Raw genomic sequence first — 23239 nt, 5'->3', positions numbered from 1 at the left:
GGGGTGCATCAGCCCACCCTGCCTCCGCTCCGGCTCTCATGAGCCTGTCCGACGCGCTGCTCGACGTACGGCCGCTGCGCACCTCCCCCGTCTTCCGGCGGCTGCTGTTCGGGCGCACGGTGTCCACGCTCGGCAGCTTCATGACCATGGTCACCGTCATGTACCAGGTCTGGGACATGACGGGCAGCGCGTTCTGGAGCGGCGCGGTCGGTGTCGCGCAGGCGGTGCCGATGGTCGGCGTCAGTCTGTTCGCGGGCGCCTGGGCCGACCGCGTCGACCGCCGCCGGCTGTATCTCACCGGCACCGTCGGCTCGGCGGTCTGCTCCCTGCTGCTGGCCGTGCAGGGCTTCGCCGGACACGCTCCGGTGGCCGTGGTCCTCGTCCTGGTCGCGGCCCAGACGTCCTTCGCCGCGCTCGGCGCCCCCGCGGCGGGGGTGTTCGTACCGCGGCTGCTGCCCAAGGACCAGGTGGCCGCCGGCCTCGCCCTCCAGCAGGTCACCGGGCAGGCGATGATGCTGGTCGGCCCGGCCGTCGCCGGTGTCGTCCTCGGCTGGTGGGGCATCGGCGTCTGCTATCTCCTGGACGCCCTGAGTTTCGCGCTGTCCTTCTACGGCGCCTTCGGGCTGCCCGCGCTGCCGCCCGAGGGCGACAAGTCCCGCCCCGGGGTCGACGGGGTCCTCGACGGCCTGCGTTTCCTGGTCGGCCACCGCGTGGTGCGCGGCGCCCTGCTCACCGACCTCGCGGCCACCGTGCTGGCCATGCCGACCAGCCTCTTCCCGCTGGTCAACGAGGAGCGCTTCGGCGGCGACCCCCGCACCCTCGGCCTGTTCCTGTCCGCACTGGCGGTGGGCGGAGTCGCCGCGACCGCCTTCTCCGGTCCGGTGACCCGGCTGGCCCGTCCCGGCCCGGTGATGCTGTGCGCGTCCGCCGGCTGGGGCGCGGGCCTCTTCCTCTTCGGTCTGACGACCAGCGCCTGGGCGGGCCTCGGCCTGCTCGCGCTGGCCGGAGCGGCGGACGCCCTCGCCGTCCTCTCCCGGACGACCATCGTCCAGACCCTCACCCCCGACGCGCTGCTGGGCCGCGTCACGGCGGCCGAGACGGTCGTCGGCCAGGCGGGCCCGCACCTGGGCAGCCTGCGCGGCGGCCTGGTCGCGGGCTGGAGCTCGGGGGCGACCGCGCTGATCGCCGGGGGGCTGATGTGCCTGGCGGCGGTGACGGCGGTCGGCGTCTCCACGCCGGAGCTGCGCGGGGCCGGTGCCGCGGGCCCCGGGGAGCCCCCGGCTACGGCACCTGCCGGACCCTGAACTCGGCCTCCGGGTCGAGGCACCAGTCCAGTACGGCGGGCCAGGAACCGTAACCGGCGTCCAGGTCGAGGTGGGCGGCGCCGGGCAGGAGGTCGGTGCGGATGCCGAGCGGCTCGCCGTACGCCGCGCGTGCCCCCTCCGGGCAGTACGGGTCGTCGTCACCGGCGACCAGACGGGTGGGGCCGGGCAGGGCGAAGTCCAGGGCGGGCGGGGCGAATCCGGCGACCTCGGGGTACCGGGCGAGGACGGCCGGGGAGGGCGGGGCGACCAGCAGCACACGCTCCGCGTCACCGGGCTTCACCAGCCCCCGCGCCGCGGCGTGCAGCCACAGCACGGCGGAGGCGCTGTGGGCGAGGACGACGTCCGGGCCCTCCGACAGGTACCGGGTCAGCTCGGTCAGCCACACCTCCAGCTCCGGGTCGTCCGGGTCCGGCAGCTGCGGATAGGTCACCTGGTGGCCAAGCTCGGTCAGCCGGTCGGCGAGCCAGTGCTGCCAGTGGTCCGCGGGGCGGTGGTTCTGCCAGCCGTGGAGGATGAGGTAGGCGGTCATGGTGCCGATCGTTTCCGATCGCCGTCCGCTCGGTCCAGTTAATCTTTCTCGATGGAACAGGTAAGCGACGCCTTCACCATCGATCTGCGCCGCCTGACCGTCCTGCGCGAGGTGCAGCGCCGGGGCAGTCTCGCGCGGACGGCCGAGGCCCTGCACCTCACCCCGTCCGCGGTCTCCCAGCAGATCGCCGCGCTGGCCCGGGAGGTGGGCGCGCCCCTCACCGAACGGGACGGCCGGGGCGTACGGCTCACCGGACAGGCCCGTGTCCTCCTCGCCCACGCCGATCTGATCGCCGCCCAACTGGAGCGGGCCCGCGCCGACTTGGCGGCCTATGGACAGGGCGGGCGCGGATCGCTGACCGTGGGCTGCTTCTCCAGCGGCATCCTGGGGCTGCTGCCGGCGGCCCTGCGGGGGCTGGGTGCGCGGCTGCCGCACGTCCGGGTCGATGTCGTCGAGGCCGAGCCGCCGGACCTGTTCACCGCGCTGGACGGCGGGCAGGTGGACATCGCGGTGGCGGTGGACTTCGCCGCGGGTCCGCCGCACACCGACCGCCGTTACAGCCGGATCGACCTGCTCACGGACGTCATGGACCTGGTGGTGCCGGCCGGGCACCGGCTGGCGGGGCGCTCCGGGCGGGTGCCGCTGCGGGAGCTGGCCGTCGACCCCTGGATCGTGGGGCATCCGCGCAGCTGCGTGGGGGCGGTGGCGCGTTCGGTGTGCGCGGCGGCCGGCTTCACCCCCGACATCCGGCACGCGGTGAACGACTGGGCGGCGGTGGCGGCGCTGGTCGAGGCGGGGGCGGGGGTGGCGCTGATCCCGCGCCTGGTACGGCCGTTGTACGAGGGCCGCCGACTGGGGGTGGTGGGCATCGAGGGCGAACAGCCGTCCCGCAACGTCTTCGCGGCCGTACGAACGGGTTCGGAACAGGACCCGGTCCTGTCCACCGCACGCGAGGAACTGCGGCGCACGGCGGCGGAGTTGGCCAGGCTCGGCCCGGACAGGTGAGCCGGCCGGGCCCGGGCCGTTGAGCCGGACCGGGCTCAGCCTGCCCGGCGGGCCGTGGACCGGGCCGCTCGCGCCGCCACCCGCTCCGCCAGCCGCCCCCGCACCCGCGGCCATTCCTCCGCCGTGATGGAGAAGATCGCGGAGTCCCGCAGCCGCCCGTCCTCCCCCGGTGCCCAGGAGCGCGACCAGTTGCGCAGGACGCCCTCGAAGCGGGCGCCGACGCTCTCGATCGCCGCACGGGAACGGGCGTTGCGGGCGTCCGTCTTCAGGTCCACCCGTGAGACGCCCCACGTCTCGAAGGCGTGCCGGAGGAGCAGGTACTTGGACTCGGCGTTCACGCCCGTGCCCTGCGCGGAGCGCGCCAGCCAGCTGAAGCCGATCTCGATGGCGTCGAGGCGGTCCTCCGAGAGCCAGCTGCGCGGCTCCCAGTAGGACGTGGTGCCGACGACCCGGCCGGTCGCCCTGGCGATCTGGGCGTACGGCGCGAGCTTGCCGTCCGCGGCCCGGCCGAGCTGGGCGTCGATGTATCCGGGGACCTCGTCGGCCCGCGGCACCCACGTGTACGCGTAGGTCTCCCGGTCCTCCTCGGCCGCCGCCGCGAGACCGGGCGCGTGCCGGCGCTCCAGCGGCTCCAGGCGCACCAGTGCGCCCTCCAGGAGGGGCCCCTCCAGCTTGAAACTCACTGCCCGATGTCCCTTCGCAATGCGGCGAACGCCTCGTGGAAACCGGGGAAAGTCTTGCGGACGCAGCCGGGGTCGTCGAACGAGATACCGGGCACCCGCAGGCCGGTGACCGCGAAGGACATGACGATGCGGTGGTCGCCGTACGTCTTGATCTCCGCGCCTTCACCGGCACCGGCGCCCGGCCGGATCTCGATCCAGTCGGGGCCGACCGCCACCGGCACCCCCAGCCGCCGCAGGTTCTCCGCGCAGGCCTCCAGGCGGTCGCACTCCTTGACGCGCGTGTTCGCCACGTCCTCGATGCGGACGGGGCCGTCGGCGAAGGGGGCGATGGCCGCGAGCGTCGGCATCGTGTCCGAGATGTCCCGCATGTTGACCGTGAGACCGCGCAGCTCGCCCGTGCCGCGGACCGTCGTGCCCGCCGGCGTCACCGACACGTCCGCGCCCATCCGGCGCAGTACGTCCACGAAGCCGAGGTCCCCTTGGAGCGCACCCGTCCCGAGGCCGGGGACGGTGACCTCGGCGCCCGGGGTGACGGCCGCGGCGGCGAAGAAGTAGCTCGCCGTGGAGGCGTCGGGTTCGATGGCGTAGGTGGTGGCGCGGTAGCCGCCCGGCGGGACGGCGAAGACGTTCCCCTCCCGGGTCACCTCGACCCCGAACGCCCGCATCATCGCGATCGTGATCTCCACGTACGGCACGGAGACCAGGTCGGTGACCCGGATGCGCAGGCCCGTGCGGGTCAGCGGGCCCAGCAGGAGCAGCGCCGTCAGGTACTGGGACGACTGGCCCGCGTCCAGCACCACCTCGCCGCCCTCGACGCCGGCCGCCCGGACGGTCAGCGGGTGGTGGCCCTCGGCCTGCTCGTGCCGCAGGTCCACGCCCAGGTCGCGCAGGGCGCGGGAGAGCGGCAGGAGCGGGCGGCGGCGCATCTGCTCCGAGGCGTCGAAGCGGAACGTGCCGTGGCCCGCCGCGGCCAGCGTCGGCAGGAAGCGGGCGGTCGTCGCGCCGTCCCGGCAGTAGACGTCGGCCTCCGGCACCGCGGGGCCCTCGGGGCGGCCGTCGACCTGCCAGGTGTCCGGGGTGCGGCCGACGCGGTAGCCGAGCCGGGTCAGCCCCTCGGCGAAGCCCTCCGTGTCGTCCGAGCGGAGGGGCCGTACGAGCGTGGTGACACCGTCGGCCGCCGCCGCCAGGAACAGGGCGCGGGCGGTGATGGACTTGGAACCGGGGATGGCGACTGCGGGCATGCCCTCATGATCGGGCGCCGGCCGTCTCCGGCGCCGGGGCGTCCACGGGATGGACCGCCGGCCGCCGCCGCACCGTCACCGAGGCCAGCGCCACCCCGCCCACCAGCAGCGCCGCCGCGCACCACCGCAGCGGGCTCACCGGCTCGCCCAGGAAGAGCGCCGCCGACGACATGCCGAACACCGGGACCAGGAGGGAGAAGGGGGCCACCGTCGAGGCCGGGTGGCGGCGCAGCAGCAGGCCCCATGCCCCGAAGCCGAAGACGGTCGTGACCCAGGCGACGTAGACGACCGTGCCCGCGCCCTGCCAGTCGAGGCCGCGCAGGGCGTCGTAGTCCCGGGACGGGCCCTCCGTCAGGAGGGAGAGGGCGAGGAGCGGGAGGACCGGGACCGTGCTCACCCAGACCATGAAGTTCAGGGCGTCCGGGGGTGCCGCCTTGCGGGTGAGGACGTTCGAGGCGCCCCAGCAGGCCGCCGCTGCGACACACAGGGCGAAGGCGCCGAGCGGGCCCGAGGAGCCCTCGTCGACGGCGGCGACGGCGATCCCGGCGAGTGCCACCGCCATGCCGGCCACCCGCACCCCGGACGGTCGTTCGCCGAGCACCGCGAACGCGATCACCGCCGTGAACACCGCCTGGATCTGGAGCACGAGGGAAGACAGCCCGGCCGGCATCCCCGCGTCCATCGCGACGAACAGCAGGCCGAACTTGGCGACCCCGAGCACCAGCCCGACTCCGATGATCCACTTCCAGGCCACCTTCGGGCGGCCCACGAAGAACACCGCGGGCAGGGCCGCCGCCAGGAAGCGCAGGGCGGAGAAGAGCAGGGGCGGGAAGTGGTCGAGGCCGATCTCGATGACGGTGAAGTTCACGCCCCAGACGGCGGCGACGAGGACGGCGAGGGCGATGTGTGCGGGGCGCATGCGTCGAGGATCACCCGCGGTGACCGTGTAGCACCAGCGATGATTGCTGCATGGTTGGATGAAGCGTCGCTGATGAATGGGAGCCGGAGATGCTCGATCTGCAACGCCTGCGCGCCCTGCACGCCGTCTCCGTCCACGGCACCGTCGGCGCGGCCGCCGCCGCGCTCGGCTACACGCCCTCCGCCGTCTCCCAGCAGATCGCGAAGCTGGAGCGGGAGACCAGGACCGTACTCCTCGAACGGGAGGGGCGCGGGGTGCGGCTGACCGCGGAGGCGCTGCAACTCGTGGACACTGCCGAGCAGTTGCTGGCGATCGTGGAGCGCGCCGAGACCGGCATCGAGCAGCGCCGCAACACCCCGGCGGGGCGGCTGACGCTGGCGGCGTTCGCGTCGGCGGCGCGCGGGCTGCTGCCGGGCGTGCTGGCCGACCTCGCGCACCGGCACCCCGACCTCGACGTCCGGCTGTCCGAGATCGACCCGCACCTGTCCGTGGGGCTGGTGGCGCGGGGCGCGCTGGACATGGCCGTGGTGCACGACTGGGACATCTCGCCGCTGCCGGTGCCGCCGGGGGTGGAGCAGGCGGTGATCGGGGAGGACCGGTGCACGCTGCTCGTGCCCGCGGGGCACCCCTTCGCCGAGCGGGAGCAGGTGCGGCGCGAGGACCTCGGCGGGGAGCGGTGGGTGTGCCAGCCGCCGGGCCGGGTCTGCCACGACTGGCTGGTGCGCACCCTGCGCGCGGCCGGGCACGAGCCGGAGATCATCCACCAGGCCGACGAGAACCCCACGCTGGTCGCGCTCGTCGCCGCCGGGCTCGGCATCTGCCTCATCCCGCGCCTCGGCCGCGGCCCGCTGCCGGCCGGGGTCGTCGAGGTGGAGCTCGACCCCACCCCCGTACGACGGCTGTACGCGCTCTGGCGCACGGGTGCCGCGGGACGACCCTCGATCACGGAGACCGTGCGCACTCTGCAGAACCACTGGCCCAAGGTGGCGGCGCAGCCGCCCCGTTGAACCGGCCCACCCGTCTCGTGGGACTCCGGCTCACCAACTTCCCGGATCGGGGCCCGACCCGGGAACCCCGCCCCGCCCCCGCTCGTCCAACCCGCAAGCTGTCGGAGAGTCACCGCGGTGCGGTGTCGGCCTCGCTGCTGGCTGCGAACGCTGACCAACCCTCTCCTCCGTACCGCGGCCGGCAGCACGCCGCCATCGGCGCGCCCCCCTCCAACAGCGCCGATGGCGGCCCCTCCGTGGCATACGGTGCGCGCACTCCCTTGACTGGCAGAAACTTCCCGGATACCTCTGTCTTCTCGGAAGTTTCCTTCAGCGGATCACCTCCGGAAGGAGCGCACGTTGCCCTCCAGACGTACCGTCCTCGCCGCCGGCGCGGGCGTCACCGCGGCCCTGGCCCTCGGCACCGAGGCACAGGCCGCCGGCCCCGACGACAAGAAGCTCCGCTCTCTCGTCTCCCGCATGACCCTCGAGGAGAAGGTCGGCCAGCTCTTCGTGATGCGGGTCTACGGCCACTCCGCCACCGCCCCCGACCAGGCCGACATCGACGCCAACCTCAAGGAGATCGGCGTCCGCACCGCCGCCGAGCTGATCGCCGAGTACCGCGTGGGCGGCATCATCTACTTCAGCTGGGCGCACAACACCCGCGACCCGCACCAGATCGCCGACCTCTCCAACGGCATCCAGCAGGCGTCCCTCACCCGGCCGCGCGGTCTGCCGGTCCTCATCTCCACCGACCAGGAGCACGGCATCGTCTGCCGGGTCGGCGAGCCCGCCACCCTCTTCCCGGGCGCGATGGCCATCGGCGCGGGGCGGTCCCGCAAGGACGCCCGGAGCCTCGGCCGGATCGCGGGGCAGGAGCTGCGGGCCATCGGCATCCGGCAGAACTACTCCCCCGTCGCCGACGTCAACGTCAACCCCGCCAACCCGGTCATCGGCGTCCGCTCCTTCGGCGCCGACCCGGACGCGGTGGCCGGGCTCGTCGCCGCCGAGGTCGCCGGGTACCAGCACGGCCGTCAGGTCGCCGCCACCGCCAAGCACTTCCCCGGGCACGGCGACACCGCCGTCGACAGCCACTTCGGCTTCCCGGTCATCACCCACACCCGCGAGCAGTGGGAGCGGCTGGACGCACCGCCGTTCCGGGCCGCGATCGCCGCCGGCATCGACTCGATCATGACCGCGCACATCATGGTCCCGGCCCTCGACGACTCCGGCGACCCGGCGACCCTGTCCCGCCCGATCCTCAACGGCATCCTGCGCGAGGAGCTCGGCTACGACGGGGTGATCGTCACCGACTCGCTCGGCATGGAGGGCGTACGGACCAAGTACGGCGACGACCGCGTCCCGGTGCTCGCCCTGAAGGCCGGGGTGGACCAGCTCCTCAACCCGCCGAACCTGGACGTGGCGTGGAACGCCGTGCTCAAGGCCGTCCAGAGCGGGGAGCTGACCGAGGCGCGGCTCGACGAGTCGATCCTGCGGGTGCTGCGGCTGAAGGCGAAGCTGGGGCTGTTCGAGAAGCCGTACGTCAGCCAGGCCGGTGTCACCCGTACCGTCGGCATCCCGGCGCACCTCGCGGAGGCCGACCGGATCGCCGAGCGGACGACGACCCTGCTGGTCAACGAGGGCGGTCTGCTGCCCCTGCCCCCCCGCAAGCTCCTGGTGTGCGGCGCCGACCCGGCCTCCCCGTCCGGCACCACCGGGCCGCCCACCGGGGTCCTGGCGACCGCGTTCACCGAGCTCGGCTTCACGGCCACGGCCCTGTCGACCGGCACGGCTCCCTCCGCCGCCACCGTCGCCAAGGCGGTCGCGGCGGCGGGGGACGCGGACGCGGTCGTCGTGGGGACGTACAACCTGAACGCCGCGCAGAAGACGCTGGTGGAGCAGTTGCTGGCGACGGGCAGGCCGGTGGTGGCGATCGCCGTCCGCAATCCGTACGACGTGGCCCAACTTCCCGCCGTACCGGCCTACTTGGCGTCGTACTCCTGGACAGACGTCGAACTGCGGGCCGCCGCGCGGGTGATCGCGGGAGCGGTGGCGCCGCGCGGGCGGCTGCCGGTGCCGGTGCAGCGGGCGGACGATCCGACGCGAGTGCTGTACCCGATCGGGTACGGACTGTCCTACTAGGACTGCCGCAGGAGACGTAGCGGGCGTACGCCGCACACCCGGCGTACGCCCGCCAAAGGGCGCAAAGCATCCCGGATGTCTGGCGTGCCCCGCCGCTCCGGGTCACGCTGGTCGCGGGTGTCCGGGGGGATGCGATGCGCGAGAGATGGACCTTGGGGGCGGTGTGCGCGCTGCTGGCCGCCCTGCTGGCCGGCTGCCAGGGGGCGCCCGACCGCACCGGGAGCGACGGGCACATCAGCAACGGGGTGACGCCGACCCGGCCCTCGGGGTACGGGACGGTGTTCCTCGGCGTCGACGAGTGCAGTTCCTTCGGCACGACCAGCTTCACCGAGGTGCCCTGCGCCAGTGAGCGGGCGGCGGCGCGGGTCGTGGCGCGGTTCGACGGCACGACCGAGAACGGTCCGCGGTGCCCGGGGACCACCGACTTCGTGCTGCACATCAGCGAACAGGCCCGGTCCTCCGACGAGGACGGCGACGGGGCGGTCCCGCAGGGCTACGCCTGTATGCGCAACCTCTCCGCCCCGCACCCCGGCGACCCGGGCGGCGGAGGCGGGCCGCGCACCATCGTCGGGGACTGCGTCTACAGCTCCGGTGGCGGGCAGGTGCGCGAGACCGCGTGCGACGGCAAGGGCGAGAAGAAACCGGAGTTCAAGGTGACCAAGGCGGTCGCCGAACGCAGCCGGTGCCCGCTGTCCACGGCCCTGTACGTCCAGCTCGGCGGCGCGGAACCGGTGGGCTGCGCCCGGCCGCTCTGACCTGCCTCCGCCCGAACTTTTCGCGATCTCCCCTGGTGCATACGGGAGTTGCTCCGATAGCTTCCGCTCGCACATCTGTCTCACAGGGGAGGGTGCATGCGCAAGGCGCTCAGATGGCTGCTGGCGCTCACGGTGCTCATAGGCACACTGAGCACGGCAGGGGCGGCCACCGCCGCCGAGCCGGAGACCCCGGCCGCCGGCACCGACATCAAGGAACAGCTTCTCGCGATACCGGGCATGAGCCTGATCGAGGAGAAGCCGTATCCCGGCTACCGCTACTTCGTCCTCAACTACACCCAGCCGGTGGACCACCGGCACCCGTCCAAGGGCACGTTCCAGCAGCGGATCACCGTGCTGCACAAGGACGTCAGCCGCCCGACGGTGTTCTACACCAGCGGCTACAACGTCTCCACGACGCCGAGCCGCCGCGAGCCGACGCAGATCGTGGACGGCAACCAGGTCTCCATGGAGTACCGCTTCTTCACGCCCTCCCGGCCCGACCCGGCCGACTGGAGCAAGCTGGACATCTGGCAGGCGGCCAGCGACCAGCACCGCATCTTCAAGGCGCTGAAGCCGATCTACTCGAAGAACTGGATCGCCACCGGCGGCTCCAAGGGCGGCATGACCGCCACCTACTACGAGCGCTTCTACCCCCGGGACATGGACGGCGTGGTGGCCTACGTGGCCCCCAACGACGTCGTCAACGACGAGGACTCGGCCTACGACCGCTTCTTCGCCTCCGTCGGCACCAAGGAGTGCCGCGACCGGCTCAACGCGGTGCAGCGCGAGGCGCTGGTCCGCCGGGAGTCCCTGGAGAAGAAGTACGCGGCCTACGCGGAGGCGGAGGGCTACACCTTCACCACCGTCGGCAGCCTCGACCGCGCGTACGAGGCGGTCGTGCTCGACTACGTGTGGGGCTTCTGGCAGTACAACCTGCTGGCCAACTGCGGTGACGACGAGCTGATCCCGCCGGACGCCAGGACCGCGACCGACGATCAGATCTGGAACTCGATCGACACGGTCTCCGGGTTCTCCTTCTACACCGACCAGGGCCTGGAGCCGTACACGCCGTACTACTACCAGGCGGCCACCCAGCTCGGCGCCCCCACCATCCACTTCCCGTACATCGAGAAGAAGTACGTCCGCTACGGCTACCAGCCGCCGCGCAACTTCGTGCCCCGGGACATCCCGACGAAGTTCCAGCCGTACGCGATGCGGGACGTCGACACCTGGATCCGCCACAACGCCCGGCACATGCTCTACGTCTACGGCCAGAACGACCCGTGGGGCGGCGAGCGGTTCCGCGTCGACAAGGGCGCGAAGGACTCCTACGTCCTCACCGCCCCCGGCATGAACCACGGCGCGAACGTGGCCGGTCTGGTCGCCGGCCAGAAGGCCTTCGCGACGGCCCGCATCCTCGACTGGGCGGGCGTCTCCGCCGCCGCGGTCGCCGAGGCGAAGCCGCTCGCGTCGTACGACAGGAAGCTGGACGTGCGGAACGTGGAGCGGGAGCCCGCGCTGCGTCCGTGACCGTCCGCCCGGCTCCGGTGCGCCGCCGCGCGCACCGGGGCCTTCCTCTCAGTACCGCTTCCAGCCGGTGGACTCGTACGACCCCCGGCCCACCTGGCCCTTGATCCACACCTTGCGGACGCCGGCGTACGTGCGGACCGGGCCGGCGTGGTGGGAGTACTTCCCCTTGTCGACGACGGCGTCGAAGCCGCGGGCCTGGAGGCTGACCATCATGGTGCGCTTGCCGCCGCCGGAGGACCTGGGGAAGGTCATGGCGCAGAGCCAGCCGCCGTCCTTGTAGAGCCTGACGGAGCCGGTGGAGAAGGTGAACGTGCGGATCTTCCGGCCCGCGCAGGAGTCCGCCGGGGCGGCCTGCGCCTGGCCGGGCACCGCGATCGCGAGCAGCCCGGAAGCGGTCAGCGCGGCGAGCGCGACCGCGGCCCATCGCCGTATCGCACCAGTCCCTCTGTCCACTGTCGTCCCTCCCGTACCCCGGCGATGAGCGTACGGGTGTACGGACGCACGACGTATGTCGGATGGTTGCACGACCGTCACCGGATCAGGCCACGGGCCGTCCGGCCGCACTCAGGCCGCCGCCGTCGCGTCCTCCCCGACGAACGTCCGCCACAGCTCGGCGTACCGCCCGCCCCGGGCCAGCAGCTCCGCGTGCGTCCCGTCCTCGGCGACCCGGCCGTGATCCATCACGATCACGCGGTCCGCTCGGGCGGCCGTGGTCAGACGGTGGGCCACCACGAGGGTCGTGCGACGTCCCGCGAGGCGGTCGGTGGCCTGGTTGACCTGGGCCTCGGTGGCCAGGTCCAGGGCCGCGGTCGCCTCGTCGAGGAGCAGGATGTCGGGGTCGACGAGCTCGGCGCGCGCCAGCGCGATCAGCTGGCGCTGGCCCGCGGAGAGGTTGCGGCCACGTTCGGCGACCTCGTGGAGGTAGCCGCCGTCGAGGGTGGCGATCATCTCGTGCGCGCCGACCGCGCGGGCCGCCGCCTCCACCTCGGCGTCGGAGGCGTCGGGGCGGCCGTAGGCGATGGCGTCGCGGACGGTGCCCGGGAAGAGGTACGCCTCCTGCGGGACGACACCGAGCCGGTGGCGGTACGAGGTGAGGTCCAGGGCCCGCAGATCCGTGCCGTCCACCGTCACCCGGCCGCCGGTCGGGTCGTAGAACCGCGCCACCAGCTTCACCACGGTCGACTTCCCGGCGCCGGTCTCGCCGACGAACGCGACGGTCTGCCCGGCCGGGATGCGCAGGTCGATGCCGCTCAGGGCCTCGTCGTCGTCCCCGTAGGCGAAGTGAACGTCCTCGAAGGCGACTTCGCCGCGCAGCGAGAGCACCTCCCGCGGCTCGTCCGCCGCCTTCGTCGAGGTCGGCTCCTGGAGCAGTTCCTGGATGCGGCCCAGGGAGACGGTGGCCTGCTGGTAGCCGTCGAAGACCTGGGAGAGCTGCTGCACGGGCGCGAAGAACAGGTCGATGTAGAGCAGGTACGCCACCAGCGCGCCGGTGGTGAGGGTCGCGTCGTCGATCCGTCCGGCGCCCGCGATCAGCACGGCCGCGGCGGCGACCGACGACAGCAGCTGGACGAACGGGAAGTAGACCGAGATCAGCCACTGCCCGCGGATACGGGCCTGCCGGTAGCTGTCGCTGCGCTCGGTGAACCGCGCCCCGCCGTCCCGCTCGCGCCGGAAGGCCTGCACGATCCGGAGCCCGGAGACGGACTCCTGGAGGTCGGCGTTGACCACCGACACCCGCTCCCGGGCGAGCTCGTACGCCTTCACGCTCGCCCTGCGGAAGAAGTACGTGGCGATGATCAGCGGCGGCAGCGTCGCGAAGACGACCAGCGCGAGCTGCACGTCGAGGACGAGCAGGGCGACCATGATGCCGAAGAAGGTGACGACCGAGACGAACGCGGTGACCAGGCCGGTCTGGAGGAACGTCGACAGCGCGTCCACGTCCGTCGTCATCCGGGTCATGATCCGGCCGGTCAGCTCGCGCTCGTAGTAGTCGAGTCCGAGCCGCTGGAGCTGGGCGAAGATCTTCAGCCGGAGCGAGTACAGCACCCGCTCACCGGTCCGCCCGGTCATCCGGGTCTCGCCGACCTGCGCCGCCCACTGCAGGCCGACCGTGAGCAGCCCGAGCAGCGAGGCCGCCCAGACCGCGCCGAGGGCCATCTCGCCGACGCCGCTGTCGATGCCGTGCCGGATCAGGATCGGCAGCAGCAGCCCCATGCCGGCGTCGACGGCGACGAGCCCGAGGCTGATGAGCAGGGGGGTGCCGAAGCCTCGGAGGAGCCTGCGCAGGCCGTACGACTCCTCCGGGGTGACCGCCCGGGCCTCGTCGATGTCCGGGGTGTCGGTCGCCGGGGGCAGCGCCTCGACCTGGGCGAGCAGCTCGGGGGTGGCCGGGGTGCCGGCGAGGGCGGTGTCCTTCGGCTCGCGGTCGCCGGCCCACAGCCGCGGCGTCACACCGCGCTCGGCGTCGAACTCGGCGTCCAGTTCGTCGCGTACGGAGGTGTCCTCGGCCGGGGCGACGGGCTGGGCGTGGCCGGGTGAGACGCCGCCGAGCTCGTCGGGGTCGGTGAGCAGGCGCCGGTAGAGGGCGGACTGTTCCTCCAGCTCGGCGTGGGTGCCGATGTCGGCGAGCCGGCCGTGGTCGAGGACGGCGATGCGGTCGGCGAGGTTGAGGGTGGAGCGCCGGTGCGCGATGAGCAGGGTGGTCCGGCCCTCCATGACCTGCTTGAGCGCCTCGTGGATCTCGTGCTCGACGCGGGCGTCCACGGCGGAGGTGGCGTCGTCGAGGACGAGGAGGCGGGGGTCGGCGAGGATCGCGCGGGCGAGGGCGACGCGCTGGCGCTGGCCGCCGGAGAGGGTGAGGCCGTGCTCGCCGACCTTGGTGTCGTAGCCCTCGGGGAGGTCGGTGATGAACCCGTCCGCCTGGGCGGCGCGGGCGGCGTCCCGGATCTGCTCCTCGGTGGCGTCGGGGCGGCCGTAGGCGATGTTGCTGCGGACGGTGTCCGAGAAGAGGAAGGAGTCCTCGGGGACCAGGCCGATCGCGGCCCGCAGCGAGTCGAGGGTGAGCTCGCGGACGTCGTGGCCGCCGACGAGGACGGCGCCGTGGGTGACGTCGTAGAAGCGCGGCATGAGCAGGGAGACGGTGGACTTGCCGGAGCCGGAGGAGCCGACGACGGCGAGGGTCTCGCCGGGCCGGATCTCGAAGGAGAGCCCCTGGAGGACGGGGCTGGTTTTGCCGGGGGCGCCCTCGTAGCCGAAGGACACGTCGTCGAACTCGACGGTCGCGGGGGCGTCCGCGGGCAGCTCCTTGTGCCCGTCCGCCATGCTCGGCTCGGTGTCGATCAGCTCCAGGACCCGTTCCGTACCGGCGCGGGCCTGCTGGGCGACGGTGAGGACCACGGCGAGCATGCGCACCGGCCCGACGAGCTGCGCCAGATAGGTGGAGAAGGCGACGAAGGTGCCGAGGGTGATGTGTCCGCGCACGGCCAGCCAGCCGCCCAGCGCCAGCATCGCGACCTGGCCGAGGGCGGGGACGGCCTGGAGCGCGGGGGTGTACTTGGAGTTGAACCGGATGGTCCGCAGCCGCCCCGCGTAGAGCCGCCGCCCGACCTCGCGGAGCTTGCCGGTCTCCTGCTCCTCCTGCCCGAACCCCTTGACCACGCGCACCCCGCCCACGGCGCCGTCGACCACCCCGGCGACGGCGGCGGCCTGGGCCTGGGAGTACCAGGTGGCCGGGTGCAGCTTGCTGCGGGAGCGCTTGGCGATCCAGGCGAGGGCGGGGGCGACCGCGAGGGCGACCAGGGTGAGCGGGACGGACAGCCAGGCCATCACGACCAGGGAGATCAGGAACAGGGCGAAGTTGCCGATGGTCATCGGCAGCATGAAGAGCAGGCCCTGGATCAGCTGGAGGTCGCTGGTGGCCCGCCCGACGACCTGTCCGGTGGACAGCTCGTCCTGCCGCCGCCCGTCCAGCCGCATGATCGTGCCGTACATCTCGGTCCGCAGGTCGTGCTGGACGTCGAGGGCGAGCCGGCCGCCGTAGTAGCGGCGGATGTAGGTGAGGACGTAGACGACGACGGCCGCGCCGATGAGCATCCCGGCCCAGGGGGCCATGTCGCGGCTGTGCTCACCGATGACGTCGTCGATGATCACCTTCGTGATCAGCGGGACGAGCGCCATGACGGCCATGCCGGCGAGGCTGGACCCCAGGGCCAGGACGACGTCCTTCGGATAGCGCCAGGCGTATCCGGCCAGTCGCCGTGCCCATCCCCGTTGCGGTGTCACGCGGGTGTCCTCCGTCTGTTCCGTCGTCGTGTGCGACCTGATCTTCCGGAAGGCACCAACGCCGGAGGAACCGGATTTCATCCCTCCGCAACCGGCCGGGGCACGGGATCAGACACGTACCCGCAGGTGGTAGAAGCGTGTCGTCTGCGCCGCGTTCTGGTTGTCGTCGCTGACGAGGAGGACCTTCCAGACACCCTCGGCACGACCCGTGACCGCCATTCCCTCGATGTTGTCCAGCAGCGGGTTCGGCTGCGGCTGCTTGGCGGTCGCTCCCAGGGACGGGCAGTTCACGAGGTCCGTCAGGAGGGTCTTCCTGATCAGCCGTACGCCGTCCTGGCCGGTGAGGTTCGCCACCTTGCCGGTGTCCGTGGCGTGGCGCGGGTCGGCCAGGTAGAGGCGGACCGTGTTGCCGACGCCGGAGGTGAAGCCGCGTTCCAGGACCAGGAGGCGGCCGTCGGGGAGGGACTGGACCTCCGGGACGCCGAGGCCGGGGTCGGGCTGGTAGGCGTACTGGGCGGCGAGGGCGAAGCTCGTGCCGTGCCGCTGCCACGTCTGGAAGCGGACCGCCCCGGAGGTGTCGCCGGACAGGGCGTACTCCATCGACGCCAGCAGTCCCCCGCGGAATCGCGTCAGGCCCTCGAAGGTGCCGTTGGCGGCGGCACGGCCGGCCGGCGCGACCCGCAGCGCGTCCGGCACCGGCAGGCGGTCGAGGATGCGGCCGTCCTCGCTGTACCGGCGTATGGACGGCTCCGTCTCCGACGTCACCAGCCGGGTGCCGTCCCGGTCGATCACCAGACCCTCGGAGTCCAGGGCGGCGCCCTTCTCGTCGGCGAGCGGGACGACCGACCGGGGCGCGAGGGTCCTCGCGTCCAGGGAGAACAGGGAGGACCGGTCGGACAGGGCCGCGAGCGAGCCGTCCCGGTCCACCGCGAGCGCGGAGAAGTTGCCGACGAAGGTGCCGTCGAACGTCGTCTTGTCCAGCGCGTCGGAGAAGCTGTCGATGGACACGGCCGGTGAACAGGCGTGGCGCTGCTCCGTGGTGGCCTCGGCGGTGGCGGGCCCGGCGGCGGTCAGGCAGGTGGCCGCCGCCAGGGCCGCGGTGGTGGTCGTGAGTACGGTTCTCAGGCGCATGGGCGCCACCGTAGGGCGGGTCGGTGACGGGCGGGAGTCCGGCAGGTGTGCAGATCCGCCGCGACGGCAATGGGGCCGTGCCGTGGCCCCGGTCACGCCCGGCCGGGGCCACGGCACAGGCGTTCAGCCCAGGGCGCGCAGGACGCGGCCGTTCACCGGTTCCAGGGGCGTGCTCCGGTTGGTCAGGGCGACGTGGACGCGCCGGTCGCGCAGGCGGACGGCGAGGGAGGCGGAGGCGCCGGGGAGGTGGCCGGTGTGTCCGGCGATGCCGCCGGCCGGGTCCAGCTCCCAGCCCAGGCCGATGTGGCCCGCACCGGGCAGGGCGGCCTGCGGGGCGAGGGCCTGGCGGGCCGGTTCGGCGGGGAGGAGGGTGTGCCAGCGCAGCCCGAAGCGCACCAGGTCGGGCGCCGTCGTCCACAGGCCGCCCGCGGCGGGCATGGTGCTCACCCGTTTCCGTACGGGGACGAGGGTGCCGTCCTCGAAGGCGACGTACCCGGTGACCGTGTCCGCCTCGCCGGGGGCGGTGGGCCAGTGGGCCGGGAAGGAGGAGTCGGCCATGCCCAGGGGCCGCAGCACGAGGTCGGTGACGGCCTGCGGGAAGGGCGATCCGGTGAGGCTCTCGACGAGCAGGCCGAGCGCGGCGTAGCCCGCGTCGCTGTGCGCGTGCCGGCCGCGCGGTCCGCCGCAGGGGATGACGCGGCCGAACAGGTCCCGGGGGTCCGGCACCCGGTCGGCGAGCCGCTCGGACGGGGTGTCCACGCCGCCGGTGTGGCTGAGCAGTTCCCGGACGGTGACGGCGGGGTCGGCGAGGCGGACGGTGTGCAGATGCCGGTCGGCGGGGTCGTCCAGGCCGACGCGGCCGTCGGCGACCAGGCGGAGCACCGCGGTGGCCGTCACCAGCGTGGTGACGGAGCCGGCGGGAAAGCGGTGCCGGGTCGTCAGCGGCTCGCCCGGATCGAGGGCGGCCCAGCCGCGCGCCAGGGCCCAGGTGGTGCCCCGCGGGTCGGCGGACGCCAACACCAGCCCCGGCAGGCCGAATGCGGCGAAGGTCTGCTCCGCCACCGCTGTGGCCGCCGCGGGGACCGGGCCGTCGGTCCGGGTGCCCGGTGCGGTCAGCCGCGGGTCGTCGATCCGGGCGGCGGGGTGGACGCGGAGCCCCACCAGCCGGTGCGGCGGGGTGGGTTCGACGACCGCCTGGAGCTGGGCGACCGTCGCCAGGTCGGCGGCGTCCAGCCGGGCCAGGGCATGGGTGGGGGTGTCCTCGACGAGGACGGGGCCGCCGTGCAGACCCGGCGCGAGGTTCATGAGCCTCGGCACCAGTTCCGCGGGCGGCATCGCTTCGAGGAGCCGCTCGTGGAAGTGCGCCCGCAGTTCCTCCTCGGCGGGCGGCTGCCAGGCGGGTGCGCCGGCGTCCGCGAACCGTGCGGCGATCCACCGCAGTTGCCGGCTCGCGTGCCGCTGCCGTGCCGTGGTGCGGTCCTCGACGATCCGCTTGAGCGCCGCCCAGCTCGGCGCTCCGTGCTCGCGGGCGATCGCCAGCTGCGCCTCGGCCAGGGTGGTGAACTCACCGGCCCGCAACCGGCGTTTGGCCTCGATCTTCAGATACCGCAGGCTCGGGCGGTCGGGCAGGGAACGGGAGTGATCGGACACCGCAGTCCTTCCTCACGCCCGCGGGTCCGCGACGTCGGGCAGGAAAGACCGTTGGCCGATGGCTTCGCCGTGCACCGATGGGCTTGCAGCCCTGCCCGCGGACCCGGAGGCGGCCGGAACCACCACGCCCAGCGTAACCCGCGGGCCTCCGGGTGCGGTCAGCTCGCGGCGAGGTCCCGGTGGATGACCTTGGCCACGCCCTGGATGGTGGTGATGCCGTAGTTCATGGTGCTGTTGTCCTGGGTGAGCACCGTGATCATGTAGTCGTGGCCGCCGCCCTTGAACGTGCCGACGCTGTGGATGCGCCAGCCGTGGGTGGACCGCTGCAACCAGCCGTTCTTGACGTGCACGAGGACGTCGGAGGGGGCGCCGTACGGGGTTCCCCAGCGCTGCGAGGAGATGACCTGGCTCATCAACTTGCGGATGTACGTGCGGGAGTTGTCGCTCAGGACCGTGTTCGGCGCGGTGATCAGCTTGAGCAGCTTCTGCTCGTCGGTGACCGTGATCTGGGTCAGGCCCCAGTAGCCGTTGGCGCCGGGCTTGGTCTGGGTCATGCCGGCCGCGCTGAGGAAGCCCTTGATCTTCGTCAGGCCCAGCTGCCTCCACAGGGTGCTGGTGGCGGTGTTGTCCGACTTGGTGATCATGGCCTTGGCGAGGGTGGTCTCGCGGTCGGTGAGGTACCGGTTGTGCTTCTTGGCGTCCCACAGCAGCGTGGCGAGGACGGTGACCTTGACGACGCTCGCGGAGTCGTAGGCCGTCGAGGGGCGCAGGGTGCAGGTGGTCTTGGTGCTGCGGTCGTAGAGGCCGACGGCGATCGTGCCCTTACGGTTGGCGAGGGCCGAGGTGATGTCCCGCTTCAGCTTGTCGGCGAGGCCCGCCTTCGCGGACGTGCAGCTGACGGTCGGGGCCGTGGCGGCGGAGGCGGGGGTGGCGGCGGCCACACACGCGACGAGCGCGCCCCCCGCCACCCATCTGGCGCGTCTGGATATGCCGTGAGTCATGCCCTGTTGACTCACGGACGGGAGTGAAAGGTTGCATGCGTGTTCGAAAGTGATGTGGCGCACTGGGACGGCACCACCCGCCCCGACTCGCTCAAGGACGAGTACGCGGCCAGACGGCACCGCCTCGCCGACGCCGCCCGGGACGCCGACTGGGCCACCGTCTTCGGGGTCCTGGACGAGGTCCGCGCCAAGGTCAACGCCCACTGGGTCAACTCCGCCCGTCTCGGCGGCCCGAGCGGCTACACCCCCCTCCACCAGGCCGCCTGGCACGGCGCCCCCGCCGACGTCGTCCAACGCCTGCTGGCTCTCGGCGCCTGGCGCACCCTGCGCACGGGCGACGGCAGCCGGGCCGTCGACATCGCCGGCCAGCGCGGCCACCACCACCTCGCCGCACTCCTGCGTCCGGAGATCAGGCACCACCTGCCGTACGACGAGATCGGCCCGCTGCGGCACCACCTGCACCGTCTGATCCGGCACCGGGCACCGCGGAAGGACGGCACGGACCTGGCCACCGGGCAGGGGCTGCGACTGCCGGAGGTCGAGGTGCTGACCGAGCTCAGGCATCCGGCCTGCTGGTTCCCGGTGCCGGGGATGTACGGGGGCTTCGCCATCGAGCTGACCGGGCGCGAGCTGAAGGTGGACAGCTGGATACGGATCGTCGACGGCTCCGAGCGGACGGACCGGGTGACGGCGGACGGCGTGCACCTTCAGGAGGGCGGGCTGCTTTGAGGCGCGGATGGCAGAGCCGTTACCCGCCCCTTGGCCGATTCACAGGCAAGGGCCAGGTACGGCACAGCCCGCACCCACCCCCGGTTCGCACCATGCTCGGGTGACCTCTGCCACCGATCCGCACCCCCACACCGAGACCACGGCCGTTTCTCCCGCATGGCCGCCACCCACCCCACCGGCGGCGCCCCCGGACAAGGCACCCCGCTGGTCGCTGCCCGCACTGCTCGCGATCCTGGTCCTGGCGGGCGTCCTGTACGCCTGGAACCTGTCCGGCAGCAGCCTGAACAGCTTCTACAGTTCGGCGGTCTACAGCGGCACGCAGAGCTGGAAGGCGTGGTTCTTCGGCTCGCTCGACGCGGGCAACTTCATCACCGTCGACAAGCCCCCCTTCGCGCTGATGATCATGGGCCTGTCGTGCCGGCTCCTCGGCTTCGGCACCTGGCAGATGATGGCCCCCGAGATCGCGGCGGCGCTGGGCACGATCTGGATCCTGCACTCCTCCGTGAAGCGGGTCTTCGGGCACGCGGCCGCCGCGATCGCCGCACTGGTCCTCGCGCTCACCCCGATCACCGTCGCGATCAACCGCGACAACAACCCCGACACCATCCTGGTGCTGCTGATGGTCGGCGGCGCGGCCCTCGCCCTGCGCGCCGTGCGCACCGGCAGGCTGCCGTCGCTCATCGGCTCGGCCGTCCTGTTCGGACTCGCCTTCAACACCAAGATGCTCCAGGGCTACATCGCCCTGCCCGCCGTTTTCGCCGTGTACGTGTACGCCTCCAAGCTCGGCTGGAAGAAGAAGGCCGTCCACCTGGCCCTGGCCGCCGTGGCGCTGGCCGTCGCCAGCTTCTGGTGGGCCACGGCCGTCTCCCTGGTCCCGGCCGACGAACGGCCGTACATCGGCGGTTCGACCGACGGCTCCGCCTGGGACCTGATCATGGGCTACAACGGCCTGGGCCGGGTCCTCGGCGGCGAGGGCAACGGCGGGGGCGGGGGCGGCGGAGGGGGCACCTTCGCCGGGACCGCGGGCATCGGCCGGATGTTCAACGACGTCCTCGGCGGCCAGATCTCCTGGCTCATCCCCTTCGCCTTCCTCGCCCTCGTCGCCGGACTGGTGCGCTGCGGCCGGGCCCCGCGCACCGACCTCACCCGGGCCGCGCTGGTGCTGTGGGGCGGCTGGCTGGTGCTGCACTACCTGACCTTCGCGATGGCCGAGGGCACCATGCACCCGTACTACACGACCGCCCTCGCCCCGGGCATCGCGGCGCTGTGCGGGGGCGGCGGCGTCATGCTGTGGCGCGCCTTCCGCTCCGGTGCCGCCCGCTGGTCGTGGGTGCTGCCCGCGGGCCTCGCGGTCACCGGCGGCTGGGCGGTCGTGCTGCTGCGCCGGGCGACCGGCTGGAACACCTGGCTGTGGCCGGTCGTCGGCGTGGTCATGGCGCTCGCGATCGTGGGCCTGTTCGTCTTCCGTACGGCGGGCTCCGGGACCAGGGCCCGGCTGCTCGCCGTGTCCGTCACCGCGGCGGTCGTGGCGGCCCTCGCCGGGCCCACGGCCTACGCCGCCTCGCCCGCCTTCGCCGCCGGCAGCGGCGGCATGGGAGGCACCAACCCCACCGCGGGCCCGTCGACCGGCGGCGGCATGGGCGGACCCGGTGGCGGTGGCGGCCCGGGCGGCTCCGGCGGCAGCGGTGGCCCCGGAGGCCGGCCGGGCGGCACCCAGCAGGGCGGCCAGGCGGGCGGGGAGTTCCCCGGCGGCCAGCAGGGCGGCACGGGCGGGGAGTTCCCGGATGGGGGCCGACTGCCCGGCGGACAGAGCGGCGACTCCGGCACGGCTCCCGGCGGCGACGGCGGGCCCGGCGGCGGTACGGGCGGTGGCATGGGCGACGGCGGCATGGGCGGCAGCGTCGACAGCGAGCTCATCTCGTACCTGGAGAAGCACCAGGACGGCGCCACGTGGCTGCTCGCGGTCGCCAACTCGCAGAGCGCGGGCCAGCTGATCCTGAGCACCCACCAGCCCGTCATCTCCATGTGGGGCTTCACCGGCTCCGACCAGGCGATGACCCTGGCCAAGCTCAAGGAGCTGGTGAAGAAGGGCGAGTTGCACTACATCCAGCTCGGCGGTGGCGGCATGGGCGGCAACAGCACCCTCAACCAGGAGATCACCGCGTGGGTGCAGAAGAACGGCACGGCGGTGAAGGCGAGCGAGTACAGCTCCGGGTCGACGACGGACTCCAGTTCATCCAGTTCGTCCTCCTCGATCTACCGCCTGGACCCCTCGGACATCAGCTGACGATCGCGTAGATCCCCTCGATCCGTCCCGACGGCCCCCGACCTCCCGGTCGGGGGCCGCTCCGTCATGTCAACTCGCGTAGACAACGCCCGATTTGCCGTTCCCGGTCACCCAATGGACACACGGATTCCATTTACACGGCCGCATGTCCATGTCACTCTCTCGCTTGCCGCCTCCATTCAACCCGCGTAGATGGGACCCCCTCATGCTGGCGACACGTATACGCCGATGGAAGTCGGTGGCCCTCGCCACCGCCGCCGTCATGGCCGGCCTCAGCGCCCCGGCGCTCACCGCGACCCCGGCCGCCGCCACGACGACGGCGTACGACTCGACGTACTACAAGAACGCGATCGGCAAGACGGGGACGAGCCTGAAGTCCTCGCTGCACACGATCATCAGCAGTCAGTCGAAGATCTCGTACTCCGCGGTCTGGGACGCGCTCAAGGTCACCGACCAGGACCCGAACAACACCAGCAACGTGCTGCTGCTCTACAGCGGCGCCTCGCGCAGCAAGTCCCTCAACGGCGGTGACGTCGGCGACTGGAACCGCGAGCACACCTGGGCCAAGTCGCACGGCGACTTCGGCGAGGTCACCGGCCCCGGCACCGACCTGCACCACCTGCGCGCCTGCGACGTCCAGGTCAACAGCATCCGCGGGAACCTGGACTTCGACAACGGCGGCAGCGCGGTCACCAACGGCGGCGGCTCCACCGTCGACTCCGACTCCTTCGCGCCGCGCGCCGCGGACCGAGGCGACGTGGCCCGCATGATCCTCTACATGGCCGTCCGTTACGAGGGCGACGACGGCTTCGCCGACCTGGAGCCCAACGAGAAGGTCGGCAACGGCTCCAACCCGTACATGGGCAAGCTCTCCGTCCTGAAGGCCTGGAACGAGGCAGACCCGCCGAGCGCCTTCGAGGAGCGCCGCAACCAGGTCATCTACGACACCTACCAGCACAACCGCAACCCGTTCATCGACCACCCGGAGTGGGTCGAGGCGATCTGGTAGGAACGGCCGCAGGCTGAGCCGCCGACTGAGCCGCCG

The 23239-nt window shown here is 72.7% G+C and carries 18 protein-coding genes; 9 read left to right on the top strand and 9 right to left on the bottom strand.

Annotated features, from left to right (window positions below):
* Positions 1-38 precede the first annotated feature (38 nt).
* Positions 39-1304, top strand: a complete 1266-nt coding sequence (locus tag DI272_RS32040; protein ID WP_109498658.1) for an MFS transporter — start codon at positions 39-41, stop codon at positions 1302-1304.
* Here DI272_RS32040 and DI272_RS32035 read toward each other — a convergent pair.
* A complete protein-coding gene (locus DI272_RS32035; RefSeq protein WP_109498657.1) occupies positions 1282-1854 on the bottom strand; it encodes an alpha/beta hydrolase in 573 nt (190 codons plus the stop codon). The genes DI272_RS32040 and DI272_RS32035 overlap by 23 nt on opposite strands.
* Before the next feature lie 51 nt (positions 1855-1905).
* On the opposite strand from DI272_RS32035, the gene DI272_RS32030 reads away from it, so the two are divergent.
* Positions 1906-2859: a LysR family transcriptional regulator gene (locus tag DI272_RS32030; RefSeq protein WP_109498656.1), complete on the top strand. Its 954-nt coding sequence runs from the start codon at positions 1906-1908 to the stop codon at positions 2857-2859.
* Positions 2860-2894: 35 nt separating this feature from the next.
* Here the strand turns inward: DI272_RS32030 and DI272_RS32025 are convergent, their stop codons facing one another.
* The 3 genes from DI272_RS32025 to DI272_RS32015 are packed head-to-tail and all read right to left on the bottom strand — an operon-like array spanning position 2895 to position 5702.
* A complete protein-coding gene (locus tag DI272_RS32025) occupies positions 2895-3542 on the bottom strand; it encodes a GNAT family N-acetyltransferase (RefSeq protein WP_109498655.1) in 648 nt (215 codons plus the stop codon).
* Entirely contained in the window at positions 3539-4783 is a 1245-nt protein-coding gene (gene aroA, locus DI272_RS32020; protein ID WP_109498654.1) for a 3-phosphoshikimate 1-carboxyvinyltransferase, read from the bottom strand. Before aroA ends, DI272_RS32025 begins: the two co-directional genes overlap by 4 nt.
* Positions 4784-4787: 4 nt before the next feature.
* Entirely contained in the window at positions 4788-5702 is a 915-nt protein-coding gene (locus DI272_RS32015; RefSeq protein WP_109498653.1) for an EamA family transporter, read from the bottom strand.
* An 89-nt stretch (positions 5703-5791) separates the two neighbouring features.
* On the opposite strand from DI272_RS32015, the gene DI272_RS32010 reads away from it, so the two are divergent.
* The 4 genes from DI272_RS32010 to DI272_RS31995 all read left to right on the top strand — a co-directional run bounded on the left by DI272_RS32010 (position 5792) and on the right by DI272_RS31995 (position 11115).
* A complete protein-coding gene (locus DI272_RS32010; protein WP_109498652.1) occupies positions 5792-6709 on the top strand; it encodes a LysR family transcriptional regulator in 918 nt (305 codons plus the stop codon).
* 339 nt (positions 6710-7048) lie between these two features.
* Complete coding sequence (locus tag DI272_RS32005; RefSeq protein ID WP_109498651.1) at positions 7049-8830, top strand: glycoside hydrolase family 3 protein; 1782 nt, start codon at positions 7049-7051, stop codon at positions 8828-8830.
* A gap of 134 nt (positions 8831-8964) precedes the next feature.
* Positions 8965-9585: a hypothetical protein gene (locus tag DI272_RS32000; protein WP_109498650.1), complete on the top strand. Its 621-nt coding sequence runs from the start codon at positions 8965-8967 to the stop codon at positions 9583-9585.
* A 96-nt stretch (positions 9586-9681) separates the two neighbouring features.
* Entirely contained in the window at positions 9682-11115 is a 1434-nt protein-coding gene (locus DI272_RS31995; protein WP_109498649.1) for a S28 family serine protease, read from the top strand.
* 48 nt (positions 11116-11163) lie between these two features.
* Here the strand turns inward: DI272_RS31995 and DI272_RS31990 are convergent, their stop codons facing one another.
* From DI272_RS31990 to DI272_RS31970, 5 genes are all read right to left on the bottom strand, one after another.
* On the bottom strand, positions 11164-11568 hold the full coding sequence (locus DI272_RS31990) for a hypothetical protein (protein ID WP_109498648.1): 405 nt from the start codon (positions 11566-11568) through the stop codon (positions 11164-11166).
* 111 nt (positions 11569-11679) lie between these two features.
* Entirely contained in the window at positions 11680-15396 is a 3717-nt protein-coding gene (locus DI272_RS31985; RefSeq protein ID WP_109501160.1) for an ABC transporter ATP-binding protein, read from the bottom strand.
* Positions 15397-15504: 108 nt separating this feature from the next.
* Positions 15505-16527, bottom strand: coding sequence for an esterase-like activity of phytase family protein (locus DI272_RS31980; RefSeq protein ID WP_109498647.1), 1023 nt, complete (start codon positions 16525-16527; stop codon positions 15505-15507).
* Between the two features lie 123 nt (positions 16528-16650).
* Positions 16651-18177, bottom strand: a complete 1527-nt coding sequence (locus DI272_RS31975) for a serine hydrolase (protein ID WP_109498646.1) — start codon at positions 18175-18177, stop codon at positions 16651-16653.
* A 158-nt stretch (positions 18178-18335) separates the two neighbouring features.
* The gene (locus tag DI272_RS31970) at positions 18336-19178 is read right to left on the bottom strand and encodes a serine hydrolase (RefSeq protein ID WP_109498645.1); all 843 of its coding nucleotides are present in this window, start codon (positions 19176-19178) and stop codon (positions 18336-18338) included.
* A gap of 39 nt (positions 19179-19217) precedes the next feature.
* Here DI272_RS31970 and DI272_RS31965 point away from each other — a divergent pair, with 39 nt between their 5' ends.
* From DI272_RS31965 to DI272_RS31955, 3 genes are all read left to right on the top strand, one after another.
* A complete protein-coding gene (locus DI272_RS31965; RefSeq protein ID WP_219933861.1) occupies positions 19218-19907 on the top strand; it encodes an ankyrin repeat domain-containing protein in 690 nt (229 codons plus the stop codon).
* 100 nt (positions 19908-20007) lie between these two features.
* Positions 20008-22194 carry a glycosyltransferase family 39 protein gene (locus DI272_RS31960; protein ID WP_109498643.1) on the top strand — a complete coding sequence of 729 codons (2187 nt, stop codon included), beginning with the start codon at positions 20008-20010 and terminating at the stop codon, positions 22192-22194.
* A 205-nt stretch (positions 22195-22399) separates the two neighbouring features.
* Complete coding sequence (locus DI272_RS31955; protein ID WP_109498642.1) at positions 22400-23203, top strand: endonuclease I family protein; 804 nt, start codon at positions 22400-22402, stop codon at positions 23201-23203.
* Positions 23204-23239 lie beyond the last annotated feature (36 nt).

It is taken from the genome of Streptomyces sp. Act143, from assembly GCF_003143935.1.
Taxonomy (GTDB): Bacteria; Actinomycetota; Actinomycetes; order Streptomycetales; family Streptomycetaceae; genus Streptomyces.
Note: the sequence above shows the minus strand (reverse complement) of the source record. Positions and strands in the feature narration are given on the sequence as shown.